Source organism: Streptomyces sp. NPDC056169 (assembly GCF_042268445.1).
Taxonomy (GTDB): domain Bacteria; phylum Actinomycetota; class Actinomycetes; order Streptomycetales; family Streptomycetaceae; genus Streptomyces.
Genome location: NZ_JBHJUO010000006.1, coordinates 263,406 through 289,659, shown reverse-complemented (window position 1 = coordinate 289,659; position 26,254 = coordinate 263,406). Strand labels below are relative to the sequence as shown.

The 26,254-nt window shown below is 73.2% G+C and carries 22 protein-coding genes; 15 read left to right on the top strand and 7 right to left on the bottom strand.

Translation table 11 applies throughout. From position 1 onward, the window contains the following. The first annotated feature begins 42 nt into the window (after positions 1-42). The gene (locus ACFC0G_RS12085; protein WP_376401157.1) at positions 43-726 is read left to right on the top strand and encodes a GntR family transcriptional regulator; all 684 of its coding nucleotides are present in this window, start codon (positions 43-45) and stop codon (positions 724-726) included. Between the two features lie 185 nt (positions 727-911). Here the strand turns inward: ACFC0G_RS12085 and ACFC0G_RS12080 are convergent, their stop codons facing one another. Further along, positions 912-1,193 carry an HPr family phosphocarrier protein gene (locus ACFC0G_RS12080; protein WP_376401154.1) on the bottom strand — a complete coding sequence of 94 codons (282 nt, stop codon included), beginning with the start codon at positions 1,191-1,193 and terminating at the stop codon, positions 912-914. A gap of 175 nt (positions 1,194-1,368) precedes the next feature. Here ACFC0G_RS12080 and ACFC0G_RS12075 point away from each other — a divergent pair, with 175 nt between their 5' ends. From ACFC0G_RS12075 to ACFC0G_RS12060, 4 genes are read left to right on the top strand one after another with little or no spacing between them, the layout of a single operon-like run. Next, positions 1,369-4,383, top strand: a complete 3,015-nt coding sequence (locus ACFC0G_RS12075; protein WP_376401151.1) for a GNAT family N-acetyltransferase — start codon at positions 1,369-1,371, stop codon at positions 4,381-4,383. Between the two features lie 38 nt (positions 4,384-4,421). Next, positions 4,422-5,018: a DUF5998 family protein gene (locus ACFC0G_RS12070; RefSeq protein ID WP_024758334.1), complete on the top strand. Its 597-nt coding sequence runs from the start codon at positions 4,422-4,424 to the stop codon at positions 5,016-5,018. Continuing rightward, on the top strand, positions 5,018-6,223 hold the full coding sequence (locus ACFC0G_RS12065; protein WP_376401147.1) for an alkaline phosphatase family protein: 1,206 nt from the start codon (positions 5,018-5,020) through the stop codon (positions 6,221-6,223). The genes ACFC0G_RS12070 and ACFC0G_RS12065 overlap by 1 nt, the downstream gene beginning before the upstream one ends. 52 nt (positions 6,224-6,275) lie before the next feature. Continuing rightward, positions 6,276-6,926 (top strand): thymidine kinase, encoded by a 651-nt coding sequence (locus ACFC0G_RS12060; protein WP_376401145.1) that lies wholly within the window; start codon positions 6,276-6,278, stop codon positions 6,924-6,926. Positions 6,927-6,934: 8 nt separating this feature from the next. Here ACFC0G_RS12060 and ACFC0G_RS12055 read toward each other — a convergent pair whose 3' ends face one another. Then, positions 6,935-7,972 (bottom strand): saccharopine dehydrogenase NADP-binding domain-containing protein, encoded by a 1,038-nt coding sequence (locus ACFC0G_RS12055; protein ID WP_376401142.1) that lies wholly within the window; start codon positions 7,970-7,972, stop codon positions 6,935-6,937. A gap of 114 nt (positions 7,973-8,086) precedes the next feature. Between ACFC0G_RS12055 and ACFC0G_RS12050 the strand changes: the two genes are divergently transcribed. After that, complete coding sequence (locus ACFC0G_RS12050) at positions 8,087-9,112, top strand: helix-turn-helix domain-containing protein (protein ID WP_376401138.1); 1,026 nt, start codon at positions 8,087-8,089, stop codon at positions 9,110-9,112. Here the strand turns inward: ACFC0G_RS12050 and ACFC0G_RS12045 are convergent. Continuing rightward, positions 9,090-9,779 carry a TetR/AcrR family transcriptional regulator gene (locus ACFC0G_RS12045; RefSeq protein WP_376401135.1) on the bottom strand — a complete coding sequence of 230 codons (690 nt, stop codon included), beginning with the start codon at positions 9,777-9,779 and terminating at the stop codon, positions 9,090-9,092. The genes ACFC0G_RS12050 and ACFC0G_RS12045 overlap by 23 nt on opposite strands. A gap of 134 nt (positions 9,780-9,913) precedes the next feature. On the opposite strand from ACFC0G_RS12045, the gene ACFC0G_RS12040 reads away from it, so the two are divergent. The 5 genes from ACFC0G_RS12040 (at position 9,914) to ACFC0G_RS12020 (ending at position 16,857) form a co-directional block, all read left to right on the top strand. Beyond that, positions 9,914-10,876 (top strand): MBL fold metallo-hydrolase, encoded by a 963-nt coding sequence (locus tag ACFC0G_RS12040; RefSeq protein ID WP_376401132.1) that lies wholly within the window; start codon positions 9,914-9,916, stop codon positions 10,874-10,876. 52 nt (positions 10,877-10,928) lie between these two features. Beyond that, positions 10,929-11,546: an isochorismatase family protein gene (locus tag ACFC0G_RS12035; RefSeq protein ID WP_376401129.1), complete on the top strand. Its 618-nt coding sequence runs from the start codon at positions 10,929-10,931 to the stop codon at positions 11,544-11,546. Between the two features lie 156 nt (positions 11,547-11,702). Then, on the top strand, positions 11,703-14,297 hold the full coding sequence (locus tag ACFC0G_RS12030) for a YfhO family protein (protein WP_376401127.1): 2,595 nt from the start codon (positions 11,703-11,705) through the stop codon (positions 14,295-14,297). Between the two features lie 130 nt (positions 14,298-14,427). Continuing rightward, complete coding sequence (locus ACFC0G_RS12025; RefSeq protein WP_376401124.1) at positions 14,428-15,393, top strand: glycosyltransferase family 2 protein; 966 nt, start codon at positions 14,428-14,430, stop codon at positions 15,391-15,393. A gap of 3 nt (positions 15,394-15,396) precedes the next feature. After that, on the top strand, positions 15,397-16,857 hold the full coding sequence (locus tag ACFC0G_RS12020) for a polysialyltransferase family glycosyltransferase (protein WP_376401121.1): 1,461 nt from the start codon (positions 15,397-15,399) through the stop codon (positions 16,855-16,857). Positions 16,858-16,900: 43 nt separating this feature from the next. On the opposite strand, the gene ACFC0G_RS12015 is transcribed toward ACFC0G_RS12020, so the two are convergent. Further along, positions 16,901-17,674 carry a VOC family protein gene (locus tag ACFC0G_RS12015; protein ID WP_376401118.1) on the bottom strand — a complete coding sequence of 258 codons (774 nt, stop codon included), beginning with the start codon at positions 17,672-17,674 and terminating at the stop codon, positions 16,901-16,903. Between the two features lie 174 nt (positions 17,675-17,848). On the opposite strand from ACFC0G_RS12015, the gene ACFC0G_RS12010 reads away from it, so the two are divergent. Next, positions 17,849-18,676 carry a sulfurtransferase gene (locus ACFC0G_RS12010; RefSeq protein WP_376401115.1) on the top strand — a complete coding sequence of 276 codons (828 nt, stop codon included), beginning with the start codon at positions 17,849-17,851 and terminating at the stop codon, positions 18,674-18,676. A gap of 188 nt (positions 18,677-18,864) precedes the next feature. Here ACFC0G_RS12010 and sepH read toward each other — a convergent pair whose 3' ends face one another. Next, positions 18,865-19,926 carry a septation protein SepH gene (gene sepH / locus ACFC0G_RS12005; RefSeq protein ID WP_376401113.1) on the bottom strand — a complete coding sequence of 354 codons (1,062 nt, stop codon included), beginning with the start codon at positions 19,924-19,926 and terminating at the stop codon, positions 18,865-18,867. Positions 19,927-20,478: 552 nt separating this feature from the next. On the opposite strand from sepH, the gene ACFC0G_RS12000 reads away from it, so the two are divergent. Then, positions 20,479-21,438 carry a hypothetical protein gene (locus ACFC0G_RS12000; protein ID WP_376401110.1) on the top strand — a complete coding sequence of 320 codons (960 nt, stop codon included), beginning with the start codon at positions 20,479-20,481 and terminating at the stop codon, positions 21,436-21,438. A gap of 3 nt (positions 21,439-21,441) precedes the next feature. Here the strand turns inward: ACFC0G_RS12000 and ACFC0G_RS11995 are convergent, their stop codons facing one another. Together ACFC0G_RS11995 and ACFC0G_RS11990 are read right to left on the bottom strand one after the other, a co-directional pair. Continuing rightward, a complete protein-coding gene (locus tag ACFC0G_RS11995) occupies positions 21,442-22,785 on the bottom strand; it encodes a D-arabinono-1,4-lactone oxidase (protein ID WP_376401107.1) in 1,344 nt (447 codons plus the stop codon). Further along, positions 22,721-23,989, bottom strand: a complete 1,269-nt coding sequence (locus ACFC0G_RS11990) for an MFS transporter (RefSeq protein WP_376401104.1) — start codon at positions 23,987-23,989, stop codon at positions 22,721-22,723. The genes ACFC0G_RS11995 and ACFC0G_RS11990 overlap by 65 nt, the downstream gene beginning before the upstream one ends. A 207-nt stretch (positions 23,990-24,196) precedes the next feature. On the opposite strand from ACFC0G_RS11990, the gene ACFC0G_RS11985 reads away from it, so the two are divergent. Next, on the top strand, positions 24,197-25,324 hold the full coding sequence (locus ACFC0G_RS11985) for a ferrochelatase (RefSeq protein WP_376401101.1): 1,128 nt from the start codon (positions 24,197-24,199) through the stop codon (positions 25,322-25,324). 72 nt (positions 25,325-25,396) lie between these two features. Continuing rightward, positions 25,397-26,197: an inositol monophosphatase family protein gene (locus tag ACFC0G_RS11980; RefSeq protein ID WP_376401468.1), complete on the top strand. Its 801-nt coding sequence runs from the start codon at positions 25,397-25,399 to the stop codon at positions 26,195-26,197. Positions 26,198-26,254: the final 57 nt, after the last annotated feature.

Genomic DNA, 26,254 nt, shown 5'->3' with positions numbered 1-26,254 from the left:
GTCGCTCGAATTGTCTCTCGCGGATCAAGGCGGAGGTCGGACATGCGCGTTCCCGCGCAATCGGTATGCACGGCGATCCGGGACGACATCGTCTCCGGTGTCTTCGAGCGGGGCGCGCGGCTGACCGAGGAGCAGCTCGCGCGACGCTACGGGGTCTCCCGCGTCCCGGTCCGCGAGGCCCTGCGCACCCTGGAGTCCGAGGGCTTCGTCGTCACCCGCCGCCACGCCGGCGCCCATGTCGCCGAGCCCACGGAGCAGGAGGCGGCCGATCTGCTCGACATGCGGGCCCTGCTCGAACCCCTGGGCGCCGCCCGCGCCGCGCAGCGCCGCACCGAGGCACACCTGAAGGTGTTGCGCGGCCTGGTCAGACTGGGTCAGGAGCGGGCCAGGCGCGGCCAGGGCGAGGACCTGCGCTCACTCGGCGGCTGGTTCCACGAGACGCTCGCGCAGGCCTCCGGCAGTCCGGCCCTGACGGCGCTGCTCACCCAGCTGCGGCACAAGATCGCCTGGATGTACGCGGTCGACCAGCCCGCCCACGCCGTGGAGGCCTGGTCCGAGCACGGCGCCATCGTGGACGCGGTCGCGCGGGGCGACGCCGAGCGGGCCAGGGCGCTGACCGCGCTGCACGCGGAGCGCTCGCTGGGGCTGCACCGGCTCAAAAAGCCGGAGCGCGGGCGCGTGAGGGTTTCGCAACATGTCGTCAACACGGCGAGCGGCCGGAATTAACATGCGCACCGTATACAAAGAAGAGAAATTCGCTGGAGCCGAATTGTGCTGCCTGAAAACATCGGCATCGGAAGGCTCCAGAGGATTCCGGAAGGTTCCGTGAGTTTCCGTAAGTTTCGGAAAAGCGAAAACCGCGGCTGCCGGAATTCCGGCGGCCGCGGTCTCGTCGTACGGGAAAGGCGGGGTCAGACGGTCTCGGGGAGCTCGTCGAGCCCCTCGGCGACCAGCTTCGCGAGACGGTCCAGCGCGGCCTCGGCGCCGTCGGCGTCCGAAGCGAGGGTGATCTCCTCGCCGCCCTGCGCGCCCAGGCCGAGCACCGCGAGCATCGAGGCGGCGTTCACGGGGTTGCCGTCGGACTTGGCGATCGTCACCGGAACGCCGGAAGCCGTGGCGGCACGGACGAAGATGGACGCGGGGCGGGCGTGGAGGCCCTCGGCCCAGCCGACGTTGACGCGGCGCTCAGCCATGGTGTTGCCCTTCAAGTCTCAAGCGGGTTGTCTAGACCAGTCTCTCACGGGACGCGCGGTGCTCGTGCCGACCTTCGGCCCGGATCGGACCGCCTTTCGGTCCTCCCCACCTTGCACGGCACGCCCCTGCCGCGCGACCGGTGCCGGTGTCGTACACCGGCCGTAGGCTGGCCCCATGCAGAGCGCGTCGGAGCAGTCGGAAGCGGCGGATCGACCGGCATCACCGGAGCACGCCTATCCCGATCACTGGGAGGCCGACGTGGTGCTCCGGGACGGCGGCACCGCGCGCATCAGGCCCATCACCGCCGATGACGCCGACCGGCTGGTCAGCTTCTACGAGCAGGTGTCGGACGAGTCGAAGTACTACCGCTTCTTCGCGCCCTACCCCCGGCTCTCCGCCAAGGACGTCCACCGGTTCACCCATCACGACTTCGTCGACCGGGTGGGTCTCGCCGCGACCGTGGGCGGGGAGTTCATCGCCACCGTCCGCTACGACCGCATCGACGACCGGGGCATGCCTGCCTCGGGACCGGCCGACGAGGCCGAGGTCGCCTTCCTCGTCCAGGACGCGCACCAGGGGCGCGGAGTCGCCTCCGCCCTCCTCGAACACATCGCGGCGGTCGCGCGCGAGCGGGACATCCGGCGCTTCGCCGCGGAGGTGCTCCCCGCCAACAACAAGATGATCAAGGTCTTCACCGACGCGGGCTACACCCAGAAGCGGAGCTTCGAGGACGGCTCCGTACGGCTCCACCTCGACCTCGAACCGACCGTCCGCTCCCTCGCCGTCCAGCGCGCGCGGGAGCAGCGGGCGGAGGCGCGATCAGTCCAGCGGCTCCTCACCCCCCGGTCCGTCGTCGTCGTCGGCGCCGGGCGCGCACCCGGCGGCGTCGGCCGGACCGTCCTCCGCAACCTCCTCGGCGCCGGCTTCACCGGCCGCGTCCACGCGGTGAACGCCGCGCTCACCGACGGGCCCGCCGAGCTCGACGGCATCCCCGCCCACCCCTCCGTCGGCGCCATCGGCGAACCGGTGGACCTGGCGATCGTCGCGGTCCCCGCCGAGCGGGTGCCGGAGGTCGTCGCCGACTGCGGCGAGCACGGGGTGCGGGGCCTCGTCGTCCTCTCCGCCGGGTACGCGGAGAGCGGCCCGGCCGGCCGGGAGCGGCAGCGCCAGCTCGTACGGCAGGCCCGCTCGTACGGGATGCGGATCATCGGGCCCAACGCCTTCGGGATCATCAACACCTCCGAGGACGTCCGGCTCAACGCCTCGCTCGCCCCCCACATGCCGGCCGCCGGGCGGATCGGGCTCTTCACCCAGTCCGGCGCGATCGGGATCGCGCTCCTCGCCGGGCTCCACCGGCACGGCGCGGGGCTCTCCTCCTTCATCTCGGCCGGCAACCGCGCCGACGTCTCCGGCAACGACTTCCTCCAGCACTGGTACGACGACCCGGGGACGGACGTCGTCCTCCTCTATCTGGAGTCGATCGGCAACCCCCGGAAGTTCACCCGGCTGGCCCGCCGCACCGCCGCGGTCAAACCCGTCGTGGTCGTCAAGGGCGCCCGGCACAGCGGCAGCGCGCCGCCCGGCCACCGGGTGCCCGTCACCCGCATCCCGCACGCCACGGTCTCCGCGCTGCTGCGCCAGGCCGGGGTGATCCGCGTCGACACGGTCACCGAACTCGTGGACGCCGGACTGCTCCTCGCCGCCCAGCCGCTGCCGGCCGGGCCCAGGGTCGCGATCCTCGGCAACTCCGAGTCGCTCGGCCTCCTCACGTACGACGCGTGCCTGACCGAGGGGCTGCGTCCGCTGCGGCCGCTCGACCTGACGACCGCGGCGGGCCCGACGGACTTCCGGGACGCGCTGGCGGCGGCGCTCGCGGACGAGACGTCCGACGCGGTCGTGGTGACCGCGATCCCGTGGGTCGGGGAGAACGGTGCCACCGAGTCCGGCGACGGGGAGGTCCTCGCGGCCTCCCTGCGCGAGGCCGTCGCGTCCGTCCCCGCCCCGGCGAAGCCCGTCGTCGTCGTCCACGTCGAGATGGGCGGCCTCGCGGAGGCCCTCGCGGTCGCGACGAGCACCCGGCCGGCGCCGACGGGGAGCCGTACGGTGTCGACTCCGGCCCGTCCGGCGGCGGACGGAGCGGTGACCGGAGCGGCGGACGGCGCGCCCAACGCCCGCACGACCGGCCCGGCGACCAGCACGGCGACCGGCGATGCCGGAACCGACAGGGCCACGCCGGCCACCGAGGGGGCCGCCCCCGGCTCCGCCGACCCGACCGCCCCCGGCTCCGCAGTCCCCCCGCCCACCGACCCGCAGGCGACCATTCCCGCCTATCCCGCCGCCGAGCGGGCCGTGCGGGCGTTGGCCGAGGCCGTGCGGTACGGGCAGTGGCGGCGGCAGGCCGCCGAGCCCGGGCGCGTGCCCGAGTACGAGGACATCGACGAGGGCGGGGCCGCCGCGCTCATCGAGCGCGTGCTCGGCGCCGGCGGCGACGCGGACGCGCGGGGTGTGACCCTCGACACCGCGGACGCGGGGGAGCTGCTCTCGCGGTACGGGATCACCGTCCTGCCCACGCTCCCCGCACCCACCCCCGACGAGGCCGTCGCCGCCGCCCGCCGCCTCGGCTACCCCGTCGCGCTCAAGACGACCGCGCCCCACCTGCGCCACCGCCCCGACCTCGGCGGCGTCCGGCTGGACCTGGCCACCGAGGAGCAGCTCCGTACCGCCTACGCCGAGGTGACCGAGGTCCTCGGCAAGCCCGAGGAGCTCCAGCCCGTCGTCCAGGCGATGGTGCCCCGGGGCGTCGACACCCTGGTCCGCTCCGCCATCGACCCCGCCGTCGGAGCCGTCCTCTCCTTCGGGCTCTCCGGCGCGGCCTCCGAGCTCCTCGGCGACACGGCCCACCGGCTGGTCCCGGCCACCGACCGGGACGTCGCCGAGCTCGTCCGTTCGATCCGCACCGCTCCGCTGCTCTTCGGCTGGCGCGGATCCGCCCCGGTCGACGCCCCCGCCCTGGAGGAACTCCTCCTCAGGGTCTCCCGGCTCGTCGACGACCACCCGGAGGTGGTGGCGGTCTCCCTGGAGCCGGTCGTCGTGGCCCCGGGCGGACTCTCCGTCCTCGGGGCCACCGTCCGGCTGGCCCCGCCCCCGCCCCGGACGGACCTCGGCCCGCGCCGCCTGCCGAGTTACTGAGGATCTGAGGGGGCCCAGGGCCCCGTAGGATGGAGTCCATGGCGAAGAGCGGTACGACGACCCAGGGGCTGCGCGCGGCGATCGAGCGCAGCGGCTACTACCCGGCCCTCGTGGCCGAGGCGGTGGAGGCCGCCGTCGGCGGCGAGGCCGTGGCGTCGTACGTGGTGCACCAGGAGACCACCTTCGACGCGAACGAGGTCCGGCGCCACGTCACCGTCCTCGTCCTGACGCCGCACCGCTTCATCGTGAGCCACACCGACGAGCAGGCCGCCGACACCAGCTCCCCGACGCCGTACGCCACGACGTCCACCGAGTCCGTGAAGCTCGACCGGATCTCCTCGGTCGTCGTCAGCCGTGTCGTCGCCAACCCCGAGTCGTACACCCCGGGCACGCTGCCCCGCGAGGTCGTGCTCACCATCGGCTGGGGCGCCGTCTCCCGCATCGACCTGGAGCCCGCCGCCTGCGGCGACCCCAACTGCGACGCCGACCACGGCTACACGGGCAACGCCACCGCCGACGACCTCAGTCTGCGGGTGAGCGACGCCGGCGACGGCCCGGACACCGTCCGGCAGACCCTCGCCTTCGCCCAGGCGCTCTCCGAAGCCATCGCGGCCACCGCCGCGACCACTCGCTGATGGTCCAGCCCACCGCCGTCGCCCAGGGCTGGCCCGACGATCCGGTTCCGCTGTCCCCGGACACCGCGCCGGTGCCCGAGTACACCTTCGGCTCCCTCGGCGACCTGCTCCCGACGCTCGTCGCGGCGCAGGGCGTCCCCGGCTTCGCCCCGAGGATCGCCGAGCTGGCCCCGGCCGACCGGAACTGCGTCTTCCTGATCGACGGACTCGGCTGGGAGCAGATCGCGGCCCATCCGGACGAGGCCCCGTACCTGACCTCGCTCCTCGGCTCCTCGCGCGGCGGCACGGGCCGCCCGGTCACCGCCGGCTTCCCCGCCACCACCGCGACCTCGCTCGCCTCGGTCGGCACCGGCCGCTACCCCGGCACGCACGGGCTGCCCGGCTACACCGTGCGCAACCCCGACACCGGCCAGCTGATGAACCAGCTGCGCTGGCGGCCGTGGACCGAGCCGCGCGTCTGGCAGCCGTACCCCACCGTCTTCCAGCTGGCGCACGAGGCCGGGATCCACACCGCGCAGGTGTCCTCCCCGATCTTCGAGCAGACCCCGCTCACGCAGGTCGCGCTCAGCGGCGGAACGTTTCACGGGCGGCTCTCCGGCGAGGAGCGCATGGACTTCGCGGCCGAGCAGCTCGCCGCCGGCGACCGCTCGCTCGTCTACACGTACTACAGCGAACTCGACGGCGCGGGACACCGCTTCGGCATCGACTCCGACGCCTGGCGCGGACAGCTCATGTTCGTCGACCGGCTCGTGCAGCGCCTCGCCGAGCAGCTGCCGCCCCGCTCCGCGCTGTACGTCACGGCCGACCACGGCATGGTCGACATCCCCTTCGACGAGCAGCACCGCATCGACTTCGACGAGGACTGGGAGCTGCGCGCGGGCGTGGCCCTGCTCGGCGGCGAGGGCCGTGCCCGCCATGTGTACGCCGTGCCCGGCGCCGAGGCGGACGTCCTCACCTGCTGGCGCGAGGTGATCGGCGAGCAGTTCTGGGTGGCGAGCCGGGACGAGGCCATCGCCCTCGGCTGGTTCGGCGACGAGATCGACGAGCGGGTGTACGGCAGGATCGGCGACGTGGTCGCCGCGGCCCACGACGACGTCGCGATCACCGCGTCCGTCAACGAGCCCCACGAGTCGGCGATGGTCGGCATGCACGGGTCCATGACCCCCGCGGAGCAGCTCGTCCCGCTGCTCGAAGTCCGTTCCTGACCCCCCGACGCCCCCACTTTCCCCCCACGACCCGAAAGGTCCCCGGCCTGTCATGCCCGAGCTGGTCTTCTTCTCCGGAACCATGGACTGCGGGAAGAGCACCCTGGCCCTCCAGATCGCCCACAACCGGGACGCGCGCGGGCTCCAGGGCGTGATCTTCACCCGTGACGACCGGGCGGGCGAGGGCAAGCTGTCCTCGCGGCTCGGCCTGGTGACGGAGGCGGTCGAGGCTCCGCAGGGCATGGACCTGTACGCGTACCTCGTCGCCCAGCTGTCCCAGGGCGGCAGGGCGGACTACGTCATCGTGGACGAGGCGCAGTTCCTCGCGCCCGAGCAGATCGACCAGCTCGCCCGTATCGTCGACGACCTCGGCCTGGACGTCTTCGCCTTCGGCATCACCACCGACTTCCGGACCAAGCTCTTCCCCGGCTCCCAGCGCCTGATCGAGCTCGCGGACCGCTTGGAGCAGCTCCAGGTCGAGGCGCTCTGCTGGTGCGGGGCCAGGGCGACGCACAACGCCCGTACGGTGGGCGGCCAGATGGTCGTCGAGGGTGCCCAGGTGGTGGTCGGGGACGTGAACCGACCGGCGGGGGAGGTCGGTTACGAGGTCCTCTGCCGTCGCCACCACCGCCGTCTCATGACCTCGGCCACGGCCCACGCGGGCGCCCTCTCGCCGGACGTCCTCCCCGTCAACAACGCCTGACCGGCGCATCACCCACGCGGTTCGAGGGACAGCGACGTCTGCTCGGACAGCGCGCGGAGGAAGTCGGGCGCGTCGAAGATCGCACCGGCCGAGGCGACGCCGACCGTCCTGATCCGTCCCGTGAGGACGCGGTGGACCGCTTCCACCGCGAGCGGCGCGCTGAAGGCGTAGATGTCCTGGCCGCTCGCCGTGGCGCGCCGCTCCTCGTCGCCGGAGCGCACGACGACGTCGACGACGAAGGTCTGGTCCGAGCGCCCGCTCTCGTCGACCGCGGTGGGCGCCGGCGTCTCCGGAGCGATCACGTCCTTGGCCGCCTCCACATTCATGTAGGTGCGCACCTCGGGGATGGCCAGGTGGCTCGGGACGGTGACGACGTCGGCCATGGTGAACTCGCCGATGACGGACCGGACGCCCGTCGGGTCGGGGAAGGACCACTTCAGCGTCGGCGGGGCGTCGTCGCGGTACTGCATCCGGCCTTCGCTGAACACGACGCGCCGGCCCTCCCTGCGCTCCCGGGAGACGGTGCCCGCGCTGCGGGTTCCGGCGGTGGGGTGCCAGCTGCTCAGCGCGTACGCGACGTGCGCCTCGTCGGCCGAGGTCCAGTCGCCCATCGCCGCGGTGACCAGCAGGTCGCCGAGGCCGCCGAAGAAGGCCATCGCCGGGATCACGACCGTGCCGGCTTCGGCGGCGCGGTCCGCGAACTGGGCGAACGTGTCGGCGTTGGCCTCCAGCTCGGCGGCCACGTCCACGTACGGGATCCCGGCGCGCAGCGCCGCCTCGATCACCGGGGCCGCGGTCGAGGCGAAGGGCCCGGCGACGTTGATCACGGCGTCCGTGCCGGCCAGGGCGCGGTCCAGCGAGGCCGGGTCGTCGACCGTGGCCGGCCGGACGGCGAGGCCCGGGTGGGAGGCGGCGAGCGCCGCCAGCTTGTCCGCGTCGCGTCCGGTCAGGACCGGGGCGAACCCCCGGTTCAGCAACTCCGCCACCACGAAACGACCGGTGTGCCCGTAGGCACCGAACACCGCTACCGTCTGACCCGCTGTCATCGACTTCTCCTACCGCTCTCGTGCCGCTCTCGTTTGTTCAACTGTGAACATCTTGCACGGTGGAGATCCGCGAAGGTGAGTGTCTGGAACGACATGGTGCGTACAATTTCGGACATGAAGACAGTCGCGTTGGCCGTCACCGACGGAATGCTGCACTTCGAACTCTCCGTGGCCTACGAGGTCTTCGGCTCCGACCTGACCCACCTGGTCGACCCCTGGTACGCATTCACCGTCCACGGGCCGAGCGCCGTGCGGGTCGGCAGGTTCCACCTGGAGCCCGACCACGGACTCGACCGGCTGCCCTACGCCGACACGGTGATCGTCCCCGGCTGGGCCGACGTCGACGTGGACCCGCCCGCCGAGCTCGTCGACGCCGTGCGCGCGGCCCACGAGGCGGGCGCCCGGGTGGCCTCCCTCTGCACCGGCGCGTTCGTCCTGGCCGCCGCCGGGCTGCTCGACGGCCGGCGCGCGACCACGCACTGGGGACACACCCAGGCCCTGGCCGACCGCTACCCCCGCGTCGAGGTCGACCCGGACGTGCTCTACGTGGACAACGGCAGCGTGCTCACCTCCGCCGGCAAGGCCGCGGCGATGGACCTGTGCCTGCATCTGGTCCGCCTCGACCACGGCTCGGCGGTCGCCAACACGGTCGCCCGCCGCCTGGTCGTACCCCCGCACCGGGCAGGCGGCCAGGCCCAGTTCGTCACCGCCCCGGTGCCCGCCCAGGAAGACCACCCGCTCACCGCGCTGCTCCCCTGGGTCGTCGCACGGCTCGACCGCCCGCTGACCGTGGAGGACCTGGCCCGCCGGGCGCGGATGAGCTCCCGGAACCTGGGCCGCCACTTCAGGGCGGCGACCGGCACCACTCCGTTGCAGTGGCTGCTGACCCAACGCATCCGCCGCGCCCAGGAGTTGCTGGAGGCCACCGACGACAGCGTCGACGCCATCGCGACGGCCACCGGCATGGGCACCGCCACGACGCTGCGCCGGCACTTCAACCGCACGGTCGGCGTGCCCCCGGACACGTACCGGCGCACCTTCCGGGCGCGGTCGCGCTCCGAAGTGCCAGGGCCTGTCCAGCGGATCAGGGTCGGACAGGCACTGGCCCTCGACTCCGTTACGCCTCCGGGGCGGCGGTAGGCGGTCGGAGCGAGCGGGTCAGGTGGTCGAGGGCGGCTGCGCTGACGGGGGCCGCGCCCGTGAGGCTGCCGACCAGCGCCTGGGCGAGCACCGTCGCCGTACCGATCCGGGTGTCCTCGCGCTCGTCACCGGTGGCCTTGCCGATCACGGCGTCGCGCACGGCCCGTGAGATGTCGTCGCCCGCGAAGAGTTCGGGGAACGACAGCGCCATCATGCACACGCCCACATTGGCGGAGAGGATCGACTGCCCCGCCAGTTCGGGGGTCATGCGCAGCCGTCCGGCGTCCCGGCAGCGCTCCACCGCCGTCAGCAGGATGGCCTGCGCCTCCTTGATCGCCTGCGGCTTGGCGTCGCCCGTCGGCGTGAACATCAGCCGGTACAGGTACGGGTTGCGGAGCGCGAACGCCACGTGGCTGTCCCAGGCCGCCCGCAGGTCCGCGACGGGATCGTCCGTCAGCGGATTGCGCCTCTTGGCGGCGAGGAAGCGCTCGAAGCCGATGTCGGCGACCGCCGTGAGCAGCCCCTGCTTGTCGCCGAACTGGCGATAGATCTCGGGCATGCCGACCTTCGCCCGGTCGCAGATGGCCCGGGTCGAGATCGCCAGGGCGTCCTTGGTGGCGAGCAGTTCCTCGGTGGCTTCCAGGATGCGCTCTCGTGCCGTCGACATGGCTCCCACGATAACAGCGCTAACAGAACGGCGTTATCGATGATTACGAAATGTGTTAGCGTGAAGAACGTCCGGGGGGTGGCCGCCTCCGCGACGACGTCGCCCGTTCGCCATGAGAGAGCTGGTAATCCCCGATGAACCGTTCGACGTTCCTCCGCGTCGCCACCGGCGCCGTCGCAGCCGCGGTGGGCGTGGCCCTCCTCGCCGCCTGCGGCGGCACGGGCACCGCCGACGGCGCGAAGGCCTCGGCCACGTCCGACGCCGCCGAGGCCTCGGCCTCGTCCGACGGTGCCGAGGCCGCGCCCGACGCCGCGAAGGCCGCGTTCACCGCCACGCACGTCGGCGGGCCGACCACGGTCCTGGAGGTCGGCGGCCTGCGCATCCTGCTCGACCCGACCTTCGACGCGCCGAAGAAGTACAAGAGCGGCCTGGAGAAGACGCAGGCCCCGGCGGTCGGCACCGACGGGATCGGCACGATCGACGCCGTCCTGCTCTCGCACGACCAGCACGACGACAACCTCGACGACACGGGCCGCGAGCTGCTCAGGACCGTGCCCGTCGTGCTCTCCACGCCCGGCGCGCGGAAGCGCCTCGGCGACCACGTCACCGGCATGAAGGCCTGGGCCACCCACGAGCTGAAGACCTCCGGCGGCACCGTCACGGTCACCGCGGTGCCCGCCCTCCACGGGCCGGACGGAGTGGACCGCGGCGCGGACGGCGAGGTCACCGGCTTCGTCCTCAGCGGCAAGGGCGTCCCCACCACGTACATCTCCGGCGACAACGCCTCGGTGAAGGTGGCCAAGGAGGTCGGAGACCGCGTCAGGAAGGAGATCGGCCCCATCGACACGGCCGTCCTCTTCGCCGGTGCCGCCCGCACGCCCGCGATCCTCGACAACGCGCCGCTGACCCTCACCTCGAAGAACGCGGCCCTGGTGGCGAAGGACCTCGACCCCCGCAAGGTCGTCCCGGTCCACACCGACAGCTGGAACATCTACTCCGAGGACCTGACGTCCCTGGTGAAGGCCTTCCGGGAGCAGGGCGTCGACGGGAAGCTCGTCGACCTCGCGCCCGACGGCGCCACGAAGGACCTGTCGTAGGCGCTCGGCGCTCCCTCGTCCCGTAGCGGACAACGAACCGAAAGGAACCACCATGACCGCGTCCACCACCCTGCGCGAGGTGATCGGCCTGCCCCAGGAGCTCCCGCGCCTGGGCGAGTCCACCCTGATCATGATCGACTTCCAGAACACCTACCGCACCGGCGTCATGTTGCTCGAAGGTGCCGAGGAGGCCGTGGCCGCCGGCGCGCGCCTGCTCGCGGCCGCCCGCGCCGCCGGCACGCCCGTCGTGCACGTCGTGAACGACGGCGGCGAGGGCACCCCGTACGACATCCGCGCCGAGATCGGCTCGATCAGTGCCGAAGTCGCCCCGATCGAGGGGGAGAAGGTGGTCGTCAAGCAGGTGCCGAACGCCTTCCACGCCACGGACCTGGAGCAGACCCTCAAGGACCTCGGCGTCGGCGCCGGCGGCGACCTCGTCATCGCCGGATTCATGACGCACATGTGCGTGCTCTTCACCGCACAGGGCGCCTTCAACCTCGGCTACCGCCCGACCGTGGTCGCCGAGGCCACCGCCACCCGTCCCCTGCCGGCGCCGGACGGCACCGTCGTCGCGTCGGACGCGCTCCAGGTCGCGAGCCTGACGACGGTCTCCGACCTGTTCGGCACCGTCGCCCGCACGGTCGACGAGCTCGTGGCCTCGAACGGCTGAACCACCCACCCTCGCGGCACCGGGTGTTCACCCGGGGTGTACCGGAACACCGCCTGATGATCGGTTACGGGTCGCCCGCCTCGGCGGTAATGGCGGTCGGCCCGTGACGACTTCCCCTCCGGGCGTTCCCCGCTCCGTGCGCCCCCTGGAGGACGTGTGCCCCCCGCCGCCGAGACCGTGCTCGACGAGGTCGACGGCGAGGAGGGGGCCGGCGGGGGCCGGCGCCGACCGGGCTTCCGGTCGGTTCTCCGGTCGGCAGCCCGGTCGGCACTTCGGTCGGTTCTTCGACCGGAGGGCCGGCTCGCCCCGGCCGCCGCCGCCCCGCTCGCCGCCTCCCTGTTCTCCGCCGCGCTCCTCTGCCTCGCGACCGCGCTGTCCCGCACGTACCCCTTCGGGCCCGTGACCAGGAACATCGTCGATCTCGGCCAGCAGTACCTGCCGTACCACGCCTACTGGCGGGCCCTCCTCCTCGGGGAGACGCACGGCGACGCCTTCCTCAACTGGAACTCCGGCTTCGGCTCCAACTTCCTCGGCGACATCGGCACGTACCTGAGCAGCCCCTTCGATCTGCTCGTCGTCCTCTTCCCCGCGGACCGGATCGAACTCGCCCTCTACGTCGTCACCGCCGCCAAGATCAGCGCCGCGGGAGCCGCGGCGGCGCTGCTGCTCCTGCGACTGCGCCCCGGCCCCTGGCCCGTCGCCGCCGTGCTCGGCACCGCGTACGCCCTCTCCGGCTGGACCCTCAACCTCGGCGCCACCGTCCCGATGTGGCTCGACGGGCTCGTCGCCTTCCCGCTGCTCTGCCTGGTCGGCGAGTGGGCCCGCACCGGCCGCCGTCCCGTCCTCGGTCCCGTCGTCGTCGCCCTGGCCTGGATCGCCAACTTCTACACCGCCTACATGGCCACCCTCGGCGCGGCCGTCTTCCTGGCCGTCCGGCTCCTCACCGCCGAGGAGAGCGCGACCGCCCGGCAGCGGATCGCGGGAGCGCTCCGCGCCGCCCGGGGCGTGCTCATCGGCATCGGGCTCGCCGCGCCGCTCGTCGTGATCGTCTTCCTCGCCACCAAGGTCGCCGACCCGACCCCCGTGACCACCTTCGCGCCCGCCCCCTGGACGGACCTCCTCGCCCGGTTCCTGCCCGCCACCGCGAGCGTCGCGAGCCCCGCGCTCTTCATCGGTACGCCCGCCCTCGCCCTCGCCCTGACGCTGCCGTTCAACGGGGCCGTCGCCCCGCGCGTCCGGGCCGCGTGGACGGCGGCGGTCGTCCTGGTGACGCTCTCCCTCCAGTGGGAGCCCACCCATCTGCTCTGGCACGCGGGAGCCTCGCCCAACGGCGCTCCGTACCGTCAGGCCTTCGTCCTGTGCGGGCTGTTGCTCATCGCCGCCTGGTTCTCGGTCGCCCAGGGCGTGCCCCGGCCGAGCGCGCTCCTCGCGGGCGGCACTCTGCTCGGCGTCCTGGCCTGGGCGGCCCGGGGGAGCGTCGACATCGACGACTGGACCTTCCCCGCCTTCCTCGCCGCCGCGGCCCTGGCGCTCGTCGCCGCCCTGCTCGCCCGGGAGGGCGTCCGGCGGACCGCTCTCCGTGCCCTGCCCGTCCTGGCCGTGGTCCTCCTCGTCGCCGCCCAGGCCGGCGAGACGGTCGTCACCGGGAAGCGGATCGACGAGCAGCAGCGGAGCGAGGTCGCCTGGTCGCCCCGGATCGGCCCCTGGCACGCCTCCGCCGCCCGCGAGGCGGCCCGCGCCGACGCCTGGCCCCGGTACCGTACGGACCCCGGCGAGGTGCCCGGCGGCAACGACGTCCTGCTCGTCGGCGGCCAAGGGGCCGAGGTCTACAGCAGTCTCACCGCCGACGTGACCTCCTCCACCCTCTCCGCGCTGGGCTTCGGTTCCTACGCCAAGGGCCGGCACCCGGTCACCCTCGACAACCCCGTGACCGACGCCCTCTTCTCCATCGGCACCCGGATCCGCTCGGAGCCGACGGAGCCGGTACGCCAGGACGCGCGGCCCCGCGCCGAGGTCACCGCCGTCACCACCCCCGTACCGCCCCTGGTGACCGTCCGCCCGCGCGAGGCACGCGCCCCGCGTCCCGGGGACTCCGCCTTCGTCCGGCAGGAACTCCTCCTCGGCTCCTCGGTGTACGAGCTGCCGCGCGACACGCGCCGCACCGGACGCACCCTCACCGCCCGCTGCCCGGCGGGCTCCGACGTCTGGTTCTGGGCCCCCGAGTACAAGGGCTCGGCGACCCTGGCGGGGGAGACCGCCGTCGACTTCGAGGGCAAGCCGCCCTCCGTGCGCGCCCCCATGCGGGCCCTCGGGACCGTGCCCGACTCCGGCGAGGTGCGGATCGACCTGCTGCCCGAGGCCGCGATCCGGCTGCCCCCGCAACCCGTCGGCTGCCTCGTCCGGGCCCGGCTCGACTCCGCCGTACGACACCTCACCGCCACCGGCGCCACCCGCGTGAACGCCGGCGGCCACGGCGTCACGGCCGAACTGCCCCCGGGCAGCACGGGCGTCGCCGTGCTCGCCGCGCCCCGGATCTCCGGCTGGCGCTGCGCCGCGGGCGACGCGGAAGCCGCGCCCGCCCGCGCGTACCAGGGCCTCGTCGCCGTTCCCCTCGACGGGCGGGCGACCACGGTCGGCTGCTCCTTCCGGCCACCGGGACTCCGCCTCGGCGGCGCCGCCGGAGCGGCCGCGCTCCTGGCCCTGGCCGCGACGGCGCTCCTGCACCGGCGGTCCCGCCGCGTCCGGCCCTGACGGGGGTTTCCACCGGGGACGACAAGAGTTCACCCGGAGTGCACCCGTGGCTCGTTCAGCCGGAAAAGTGGACGGCTACTGTGCCCGCCGTACCGGCGTTTGATTGTTCGATTCAGTATGGGGATTCCGAGTGCCAAAACTGTCCGTCGTCGTCCCGTTCCACAATGTCGGGCCCTATGCTCCCGACACCCTGCGCAGTCTCGCGAACAACGCGAACCCGGAATTCGAGTTCCTGCTGATCGACGACTGCTCGACGGACGACACCCCGGAAATCCTCGACCGCTGGCGCGACCGCCTCCCGAACGCCACCGTCATTCGCCACGAGACGAATCTCGGCGTCGCCCAGGCGCGCAACACCGGAATCGACGCGGCGCGCGGCGACTACCTCACCTTCCTGGACGGCGACGACTGGTACGCCCCCGGGCACCTGAGCGCCGCCGTCGCCGGAATCTCCCGCCTGGACTGCGATTTCGCCCGTACCGACCACGTCCTGGCGGAGGGCCGGAAGCGACAGATCCGCTACGCCCCCGCCAAGGTCCGCGACGCGGTGATGGACCCCAGGGACGGCATCTCGCCCGCCAGCATGGTGACGATGGTCGACTATCCCTTCGTTCCCTTCGGCATTTACAGCGGACGGCTCTTCGAGAACGGCGCCTCGCGTTTCGAGACCTCTCTCAGAACGGCGGAGGACCGCCTCTGGATCTGGCGTCTCCACCTCAAAGCCAGCACGTTCGCCGCGCTTTCCCTGCACGGTGTCTTCTACCGGCGGGGCGTCACCACCTCGCTCACCCAGATCACCGACAACCGGCAGCTGGACTTCATCCCCTCGTACGATCTCCTGCTCGACGACGTCTCCCGGGACGCCGAGGCGGACCGATTCCTCCCGAAGGCCGTCCGCACCTACTGCGCGATGATCGCCTTCCACATGGGCAAGGTCGGGAAGTACGAGCCCGAGGTCGCCGCACAGCTGCGCGGCGACGTCGGCGACGCCCTGCGCCGCATGCCGCAGCATGTGCTCGACGAGACCCTGACCACCATGGACATCCCGCGCAGCACCCTCCTCCGGAGCCTGCGCGAACCCGGAAGGACCGCCTGACCCATGGCTCCCGACACGACCTCCGCCATGGCCTCCGGCACGGCCCCCGACCCCCGCCGCGTACAGATCTTCCAGGTCTCCACGCTCTACGGCGCGGCCACCCTCGCGGCCGCGCTGGACGCCGGACAGTTCGGCCCCCGCGAGGACGCCCGCCGCCTCCTGCTGATCTCGCACAACGCCGAGATCCCGGAGACCGCGCTGCGCCTGGAGACGATGACCGGCTACGAGCGGATCGCCGCCCGCTTCGACGGCACGCTCGACTGGAACGAGACGATCCACCCGTACCACCCCGCCGCCTGGGCACCCCGGCCCGAGGAGACCCCGCTCTGGCAGCGCGTCCTGCGGACCGCCTGGGGCCTCGGCAGCGCCCGGGTCGAGCTGATCGTCGAATCGATCCAGGTCAACCCCGCCAAGGCACTCGCCGCCGCCTTCCCCGAGAGCTCGGTCGACGTCTACGCGGACGGCCTCATGAGCTACGGCCCGACCCGCTCCGACCTCGCCCAGTCGATCGCCATCCGCATCCGCCGGGTCCTCCACCTCGACCTGGTGCCGGGGCTGCGGCCGCTGCTCCTGAGCGAGTACGGGGTCGAGCCCGAGCTCGTCCCCGACAGCGCCTTCCGCGCGGTGCTCGCCGAGATCGCCGAAGCCTCCAGTGCCGACGAGCGCGCCGATGAGCGCGCCCACGAGCGCGCGGACGCGGACGGGAACGGGGCGCCGGACACCGACTCGCCGATCGCGCGCGCCGTCGCCGCCGAGCCGACGGCCCTCCTGCTCGGCCAGTACCTCGCCGCCCTCAACCTCCTCACCGCCGAGGAGGAAGAGGAACTGCACGTACGGATGCTCCGCGGAGCCGCCGCGGCCGGACACGGTTCAGTGGTCTTCAAGCCGCACCCGACCGCGCCCGTCCGCTACTCCCAGGCCCTCCACGAGGAGGCGGCGGAGCTCGGCGTACGGCTGACGGTCCTCGACGGCCCGCTGCTCGCCGAGACCTTCTACGAGCGGTGCCGGCCGCGGCTCGTCGTCGGCTGCTTCTCCACGGCGATGCTCACCGCCGCCGTCTACTACGGCATCCCGATCGCCCGCGTGGGCACGGTCGAGGTCCTCGAACGCCTCACCCCCTTCGAGAACAGCAACCGGATCCCGCTCACCGTCGTCGACCACCTGGTCGCGGACCTGGAAGGGGGAGAGGAGCCCGCGGTCCCCGGCGCGGCCCCGGACTCGCTCGCGCCCCTGGTACGGGCCGTCGGCTACTGCATGCGGCACAAGAGCCACCCGGGGCTCCGGGAGGAGGCCACCCGTTTCCTGGCCGAGCACCACGCGGAGCCCGGCATCGCGCACCACTTCGACGCCCAGCGGCTCACCCAGCTCGGCCTGCCGGGCGCGGGGGAGGCCACCGCCCCGGAGTCGGCCGCCACCGGCACGTCCCGGTTCCGCCGCGGCCTCGCCCGGGCCCGCCGGGCCTGACCCGCACCCCCGAAGGGACGAGTGGTCGACATCCCCGAGGGGATCAGCGGTCGACGGACCTGACGAGCGTGAACACCGCGCCCTCCGGGTCCGTCACCAGCGCGTGCCGTCCCGCCGTGCCCTCCCTCGGCGGCCTCAGCACCTGACCGCCGAGCTCCGCGACGAGCCGGGCGGCCGCGTCCGTGTCGTCGACCTCGAAGTACGTCATCCAGTGCGCGCCCCGGTCCCGGGGCAGCGCGTTCCCGACGCCGTGCAGCGAGGCCACCGGGCGTCCGTCCAGGTGGAGCGTGGCGAAGTCGAAGTCGGCGGAGACGACCGGCTCCACCTCGTACCCGAAGATCGACCGGTAGAACTTGCCGACCGAGGACGTCTCGTACGTGAGGAGCTCGTTCCACACCGGGGTCCCCGGAGGCCCGGCGGCCACCGTGCCGTGGTGCGCCTCCGCCTGCCAGATGCCGAAGACCGCGCCGACCGGGTCGGAGCAGATCGCCAGGCGGCCGGCCTCACCCGCGTCCAGCGGGCCGACCGCGACCGTGCCGCCGCAGCAGCGGATCGTCTCGGAGGTCTCGTCGGCGTCGTCGGTGGCCAGATAGGTGGTCCAGGCGATGGGCAGGTGCCGGTCGGGCGGCAGCTGGCCGATGCCCGCGACCTCCTTGCCGTCGAGCAGGGCCCGGACGTACGGGCCGAGGTGCTGCGGGCCGGGCACGAACTCCCAGCCGAAGAGCGCGTTGTAGAACTCCTGGGTCCCGTCAAGCCCGTGCACCATCAGGCTCACCCAGCAGGGTGTGCCGGGTGTGCGCCGAGTCGCCTCGGTCATCGTCACTCTCTCCTCGGACCATCGTCGTGGCCGTGTCGCGTGCCTCATGGCCGATGGTCGCACCGACGGGCGGGCGGCGCGTCCCGGCCGCACCGCCTTCCGGGGGGCGCGTTGTCGCGGGAGGGCGCCTGGTTGTTCCTCCGCGGCCGCGCCGGCTGCGCGAGGATGGCACCCATGAACCCCATCATCTCCGCAAGCGAACTTTTGAGCGAGTCGGCAGGGGCGCGGCCGCCGGTGCTCCTCGACGTCCGCTGGACGCTCGCCGGACCGCCCGGACGGCCCGCGTACGAGGCCGGTCACCTCCCCGGCGCGGTCTACGTCGACCTGGACGCGGACCTCGCGGGACCGGCCGGGAGCGGCGGTCGGCACCCGCTGCCCGACGTGACGGCCTTCGGGGCCGCGATGCGCCGGGCGGGTGTCTCGGCGGGGCGGCCCGTCGTCGTCTACGACGGCGGTCTCGGCTGGGGCGCCGCCCGCGCCTGGTGGCTGCTCCGCTGGGCGGGCCACCCGGACGTGCGGGTCCTGGACGGCGGCCTCGCGGCCTGGACGGGAGAGCTCTCCGAGAAGACCCCCGAGCCGGATCCCGGCGACTTCCGGCCGGAGCCGGGCGCGCTGGGGCTGCTCGACGCCGACGGGGCGGCGGAGCTGGCCCGCGCCGGGCTGCTCCTGGACGCCCGGGCGGCGGAGCGCTACCGGGGCGACGTGGAGCCGATCGACCGGGTCGGCGGGCACATCCCGGGCGCGGTCTCGGCCCCGACGACGGAGAACGTGGACGCGGACGGCCGGTTCCTGGGCGCCGGCGCCCTGCGCGACCGCTTCACCGCCCTGGGCGCGGACGGGGACACCCCGGTCGCGGTCTACTGCGGCTCCGGCGTCTCCGGCGCCCACGAGGTCCTGGCCCTGGAGATCGCGGGCATCCCCGCCGCGCTCTACGCCGGCTCCTGGTCGGAGTGGTCCGGGGACCCCGCCCGCCCGGTGGCCACGGGACCGGACCCGCAGTAGATCCCGCGCACGGTTCGGCGGCTCCCGCGGCCGTGTGGACGCGAAAGGCCCGCGCCGGCGATCTGCCCGGCGCGGGCCTTCCCGTACCGGCGCGGACGCCGGTCACTCCTGTGCGGATCCCGTGCGGATCACTTTTGTGCGGGTCGTTCCCGTGCGGATCACTCCCGTGAGGGTCACGTCCCGCACGGTCACTCCTGCTTCTTGCGCCGGGTGCCGAAGACGATCTCGTCCCAGCTGGGCACGGCGGCGCGGCGGCCGGGGCGGACGCCGTCGGCCTCGGCCTGGCGGTCGGTGGTGCCGGTGAGACGGTCGCGGTGGCCGGAGACGGCGCGCGGCATGAGGACGTCGGCGTACGCGGAGCCCGCTCCTGCCGAGGCGGCCGGGGCCGGCGGCTCCTCCGCCTCCGGATCCTCCGAGGGCTCCGTGTCCGGAGGCTCGGGCACGATCATGTCGCCGCGGAAGCTCGGGACGGCTTCCAGGAGGCTCGTCAGCGAGTCCCGCTCCTCCTCCGGCTCGGGCGCCGGGGCGGGCCGCTCCAGCCGGTCGAGCTGGCGGTCGAGCGCCCGGTCGAGGGGCCTGTCCCGGGGCAGCCGGGCGATGCGCGGCACGAAGGGGAAGCTGGGCTCCGGCGCGGCGGCGATCGTGTCGTCCGTCTCGCCGATCAGCGCCCGCGCCTCGTCGTCGACGGCCTGGACGAGCCGCCTGGGCGGGTCGTACGTCCAGCTGGCCGTGTGGACCTCGCCCGCGACGCGGTAGACGAGCAGCACCTCCCAGGTGCCGTCGTCGCGCCGCCACGAGTCCCACTGCACGGTGTCCTTGTCGGCGCCGCGCAGCAGCAGCCGCTCCTGCACCGCCTCGCCGAGCTGCGGGCCGCTGTTCTCCCCGGGCCTGCGGACCGGGGTCTTGCGGGCCCGCTCCGCCATGAACGCGCGCTCTGCGAGGACGGGGCCCTCGAAGCGGCGTACGCGGTCGACGGGGATGCCGGCGAGCTGGGCGACCTCCTCCGCGGAGGCACCGGCTCGTATCCGTGCCTGGATGTCGCGGGGGCGGAGGTGGCTCTCCACCTCGATCTCGATCTGGCCGAGGCGCGCGCGGTCGTTGCGCACGGCGGCGCGGAGCCGCTCGTCGATCGGAAGTGTGTACTCCGTGCTGTCAGCAGCCTTCAGCACCAGTCGTGTGCCGTCGTTGGAGACGGCCACGACACGCAGTTCGGGCATGGGGACCTCCCGGGTGGTGCCTGCCGACGTCACGTGCGTCGCTGCTTCCGCTAGTCGAGTGTGGCCTGCCCGGGTGCAGCCTGCCACTACCTTGCCGAGTTGCCCGGCGTGTCGGGCATGGACCCTGGGGCGCCGTTATGGCACGGTTACCTGTTCGCCACTCAGAGTGACTGACGGTCACGCTGTGCAGCGGGTCTCCGTGCGGTGCGCGACGCCGCCGGTTCGAGTGCCGCGTTCGGCCCCCTCCCCGATCCCGGGCACCCGTGAAGGCGTCCGGACCCAGGGTTCGCCAATGTACTCCATTCGGGCCACTTGGGTGGACCGGCGCGCCGCCCAACTTCTCGGGCGGTACGGGAGTTGAGTCTCCGCGATCTTCCCCCATACGTGTCCCTCTTCACAGAACCAGTAGAAGCGGAACTATTCACTTCGCCCATTTGTCCCTTCTGGGTGCAAGGCGAACGGATGAGCCATCAGGGGTTGGAGATGCGTCACAGGCCGGAGACCGACACGGACGAACCGGAGAATCCGGAGAAGACGGAGGTGGGACAGGGGGAAAGGGCCCCGAGGAGAAGGATCGACCTGAGCGTGGCCCAGGTCTCGGGCAGCGCCCTGGCCGCGGTCATCGCCGCCAAGCTCGCCTCCACCCTCGGCGTGTACGGCACGATCGTCGGCGCCGGAGTGATCAGCGTCATCGCCACCTGCGGCGGACCGCTCTTCCAGCACCTGTTCAAGCGCACGGGCGAGCAGGTGCGCGACGCGACCGCCGCCGCCAAGCCCAAGGCCCGGCAGGTGCCCTTCCCGGCCGCGCGTCCCGCGGGGGACGGGGACCGGCACACCATGATGCTCGGCACGGTCGCGCGCCCCGGGGCGTACGCCCTCCCGTACGAGGATCAGACCGGCGAGCAGACAGGCGAGCGGACCGGCGCGCACACCGGCGAGCATGCCGGTGAGGAGCTCGACGAGGAGTTCGGCGCGGCGACCACGCACGGCACCCGCGTCCGCGGCTGGAAGCGCCCGGCGATCGCCGCGGCCCTGGTCTTCGGCGTCACCATGGGCGGCATCACCGCCTACGAGCTGGTCTCCGGCCAGGACTTCAGCGGCACCCAGGGGACCACCACCTTCGGCTCCGTCGTGCGCGGCGGCGGGAGCTCCGGACAGGACGCGCCGGACCGGGGCGAGAACCCCGCGCCGACGCCCTCCGGATCCGCGGGCGACACCGGACAGCGGGAGGACGGTGACGGCACCCCCGCGACGGGCGCCACGCCGGACCCGGGCGACCCGGGCACCGGCGGTACCGGCACCGCGACCCCGGACCCGGACGCGACGTCCTCCGGCTCCACCGACGGCGGGTCGGCGCCCGATCCGACGCCGACCGGCCCCGCGACCGATCCGGCACAGCCGACCGACCCGACGGAGCCGGCCGAGCCGACGGAGCCCACGGCTCCGCCGACGACGGCCCCGCCGACCGGGGCCCCGACCACCGGGGCCGCCGATCCGGCGGCCCCGCCGGCCTCGTCGGCGCCGGCCCCGGGCACCGGCGGCTGACCGTCAGTCGCCCAGGACGCGGCGCAGGTAGTCGTTGGCGAAGAGCCGGTCCGGGTCCAGCCGGTCGCGCAGCGCCGTGAACTCGGCGAAGCGCGGGTAGACCTCGGAGAAGTAGGCGGCGTCACGGGTGTGGACCTTGCCCCAGTGGGGGCGCCCCCCGTGCGCCGTCATGATGCGCTCCACCGCGGTGAAGTACGCGCGGTGGGGCGTTCCCTTGTAGAGGTGGACTGCGATGTAGGCGGTCTCCCGCCCGGAGGCCGTGGACAGCGCGATGTCGTCCGCCGGGGCGGTGCGCACCTCCACCGGGAAGCTCACCTTGAGCGGCGAGCGCTCGACCATCGCCTTGACCTCGCGCAGCGCGGCGACCGCCGCCTCGCGCGGCAGCGCGTACTCCATCTCCAGGAAGCGCACCCGGCGCGGCGAGGTGAAGACCTTGTACGGGATGTCGGTGTACGTACGGGCCGACAGGGCCCGGCTGGAGACCTTGGCGATCGAGGGGATGACCGGCGGGACTGCACGGCCCAGCGAGCAGGCCACCTGGAACAGCCCGTTGGAGAGGAGCTCGTCCTCGATCCAGCCGCCGACCTTCCCGGGCGGGGCGGCGGGGCCCGCGCTGCGGTTGTTGCGCTTGGTGTTGCAGTTGTCCGTGTGGGGGAACCAGTAGAACTCGAAGTGCTCGTTCTCCGCGTGCAGCGCGTCGAACTCCGAGGCGACCCGGTCGAAGGTCATCGGCTCCTCGCGCGCGGTGAGCAGGAAGACCGGCTCCACCGCGAAGGTGATCGCCGTGACCACACCGAGGGCGCCGAGCCCGATCCGGGCGGCCGCGAAGACCTCCGGATTCTCCTTCTCCGAGCACGTCAGCAGCTGCCCGTCCGCCGTGACCAGCTCCAGCTCGCGGATCTGCGCCGCTATCGAGGCGGAGTCGCGGCCCGTGCCGTGCGTGCCCGTGGAGGTGGCCCCGGCGACCGTCTGCTCCATGATGTCGCCCATGTTCGTGAGCGACAGGCCCTCGCGGGCCAGCGCCACGTTGAGCCGCTTGAGCGGAGTGCCCGACTCGACCGTGACGGTCATCGCGTCGCGGTCGATCCGCCGGATCCCGGTGAGGAGCCCCGGCCTGATCAGTACGCCGTCGGTGGCCGCGATCGAGGTGAAGGAGTGGCCGGTACCGACCGTCTTCACCCGCAGGCCGTCCTCGGCCGCCTTGCGCACCACCTCGGCGAGCTCCTCTGCCGAGGCCGGGCTCACCTCCCGTACCGGACGGGAGGTGACGTTCCCCGCCCAGTTACGCCACGGGCTGCTCGCCGTCCTGGTGCTCCCCGACCCCGCTGCTGTCGTCGTCCCGCTCACGCTTCCCCTCCCGGTCCGGAGCCGGCCTGCGCAGCCGGCGGTGTCCGAGGAGACCCACCGCGACCGCGAGCGCACCCGAGACGACGGGCACCACGTACCCCGCCTCGGCCCCGGACGCGTCGACCACCCAGCCGGCGGCCGAGGAGCCGAGCGCCACGCCGATCGCGAGCCCGGTACCCGTCCAGGTCATGCCCTCGGTCAGCTTGGTGCGCGGTACGTGCGCTTCGACGAGGGCCATCGTGGTCACCATCGTCGGTGCGATGGACAGACCCGCGACAAAGAGCGCCACGGCCAGCAACGGCAAGTTCCCGGCCAGTAGGAGGGGGATCATACTCACGGCCATCGCGCAGATGCCCAGGAGCCAGCGGCGGGACGGCTGGCCCTTGAGGTGCAGGAGCCCGAAGACGGCGCCGGCGAGACAGGAGCCCAGCGCGTAGACGGCCAGGACGAGGCTCGCGGCCGCCTTGTGCCCCTGCTCCTCGGCGAAGGCCACGGTCACCACGTCCACCGAGCCGAAGATGGCTCCGGTGGCGACGAAGGCGAGCGCCAGGACCTGGAGGCCGGGGGAGCGGAGCGCGGACACGCTCTTCTCGCCGCTCGCGCGGGGGTGCGGCACGGGCTCCGTCGCGCGCTGCGAGGTCAGCCAGAAGACGCCGATGGCCAGGAACACCCCGGCGAACAGCGGGCCGGCCTCCGGGAACCAGGTCGTCGACAGACCGATGGAGATGATCGGCCCGAAGATGAAGCACACCTCGTCGACGATCGACTCCCACGAGTACGCGGTGTGCAGGCGCCGCTCGTCGCCCCGGTAGATCTCCGCCCAGCGGGACCGGGTCATCGCCCCGATGCTCGGCACGCAGCCGATCACGGCGGTGAAGACGAAGAGCGTCCAGTCCGGGGCCTCCTGCTGGACGCAGAGGAGGAGCCCGGCGGCACCGGCGAGCGATATCAGCGTCACCGGGCGGAGCACCTTGCGCTGCCCGTGCCGGTCGACCAGCCGCGAGACCAGGGGGCCGAGGACCGCTGCGGACATCGCGAGCGTCGCCGAGAGCGCGCCGGCGAGGCCGTACCTGCCGGTGACCTGGGAAATCATGGTGACGACGCCGATGCCCATCATGGACAGCGGCATGCGGCCGAAGAGACCGGCGACGGAGAACGAGGTCGTGCCGGGCGCTGCGAAGATCGCGCGGTAGGGGCTGGGCAAGAGGCTCTCCGGATCTCCGTGCTTCGGAGCGGGCTCCGCGCGACGACTCAACACGTGTAATTAACAGCTAAAGCCTACGGTGTTGAAGTCGATCGGTCATCCCCCTTTTTTGGACGAGCACCGTGATTTCGGACGTGTACCCCCGTGCGGACGCGGTCGGTCGGGGCGCGCCCTCCCGCGTCGGAAGCGGGTGGGAGGATCGGTGCCATGTCCGATCAGCACGATCCCGCCCCGTACGACGCCCTGCTGCTGCTCTCGTTCGGCGGCCCCGAGGGCCCGGACGACGTGGTCCCGTTCCTGGAGAACGTGACGCGCGGCCGAGGCATTCCGAAGGAACGGCTCAAGGAAGTGGGGCAGCACTACTTCCTCTTCGGCGGCGTCAGCCCGATCAACGACCAGAACCGCGCGCTGCTCGACGCGCTGCGGACGGACTTCACGGAGGCCGGCCTCGGCCTCCCGGTCTACTGGGGAAACCGGAACTGGGCGCCGTACCTCACCGACACCCTCCGCGAGATGATCACCGACGGCCGGCGCCACATCGCCGTCCTCACCACCAGCGCGTACGCCTCCTACTCCGGCTGCCGCCAGTACCGCGAGAACCTCGCCGACGCGCTGGCCGCCCTGGAGGCGGAGGGGCTCCCGCTGCCGCGCGTGGACAAGCTCCGGCACTACTTCAACCACCCCGGCTTCGTCGAGCCCATGGTCGAGGGCGTCCTCGCCTCCCTCGCCGAGCTCGACGCGTCCGTGCGCGACGGGGCCCACCTCGCCTTCACCACCCACTCCATCCCCGACTCCGCCGCCGACAGCTCCGGCCCGGTCTCGGAGCACGGCGAGGGCGGCGCCTACGTCCGGCAGCACCTCGACGTGGCACGGGTGATCGTCGAGGCGGTCCGCGAGGCGACCGGCGTCGCCCACCCCTGGAAGCTCGTCTACCAGTCCCGCAGCGGCGCCCCGCACATCCCGTGGCTGGAACCCGACATCTGCGACCACCTGGAGGAGCTGCACGGCGCCGGGGCGCCCGCGGCCGTCATGGTCCCGATCGGCTTCGTCTCCGACCACATGGAGGTCCTCTACGACCTCGACACGGAGGCCACGGCCAAGGCGGCCGAGCTCGGCCTGCCCGTCCGGCGCTCGGCGACCGTCGGGTCCGACCCGCGCTTCGCCGCGGCCGTCCGCGACCTCGTCCTGGAGCGGGCGGCGGGCGAGCGGGGCACCCGGGTGGAGCGGTGCGCCCTGGGCGCGCTCGGGGCCTCCCACGACCTGTGTCCGATCGGCTGCTGCCCGGCAAGGGCGGAGCGGCCGGCGGCGGCCGGTGCCGACAGCCCGTACGCGTAAGGAGCCCCCGTGACCGACCAGAACGGTGTGACCGGTGTGAACGACGTGACTGACGTGAACGGTGTGACCGATGTGAGCGACCCGCTGCTCGCCGAACTGCTCGCCCTCGGCCTGGAGGCCGCGCGGCGGGCCGGAGCGCTGCTGCGCGACGGCCGGCCCGACGACCTGGTCGTGGCGAAGACCAAGTCGAGCCCCATCGACGTGGTCACCGAGATGGACATCGCCGCCGAGAAGTTGATCACCGGCTTCCTCGCCGAGCGCCGCCCGCAGGACGGCTTCCTCGGCGAGGAAGGCGCGTCGAGCCCCGGGACGAGCGGGATCCGCTGGGTCATCGACCCGCTCGACGGCACGGTGAACTACCTCTACGGCCTGCCCACCTGGGCGGTCTCGATCGCCGCCGAGCGGGACGGCGAGACCGTGGTCGGCGTCGTCGAGGCGCCGATGCGCGGCGAGACCTACCGGGCGGTCCTCGGCGGCGGCGCGTACGCGGGCGAGCGGCGGCTCGCCGCCCGGCCCTCGCCCGAGCTCGACCAGGCCCTCGTGGGCACCGGCTTCGGATACGTCCAGTCCCGCCGCGCCCACCAGGCCGACGTCGCCCAGCGCGTGATCCCGCGCGTCCGCGACATCCGGCGCGGCGGTTCGGCCGCGATCGACCTGTGCGACGTCGCGGCCGGCCGCCTCGACGCGTACTACGAGCGCGGCCTCAACCCCTGGGACCTCGCCGCGGGGGCGCTCATCGCCCGTGAGGCGGGCGCCCTGACGGGCGGCCGACCGGGGGAGCCGGAGTCGGGCGAGCTGACCCTGGCGGCCTCCCCGGGCGTCTTCGCGACCCTCCAGGAGCTCCTCGAGGAGCTCGGGGCCTGGCACGACTAGGAGGGCCACGGTTTCCCGATCCTCCGGGAGACGGCACGAGCGAGGGCCCCGGAGCCA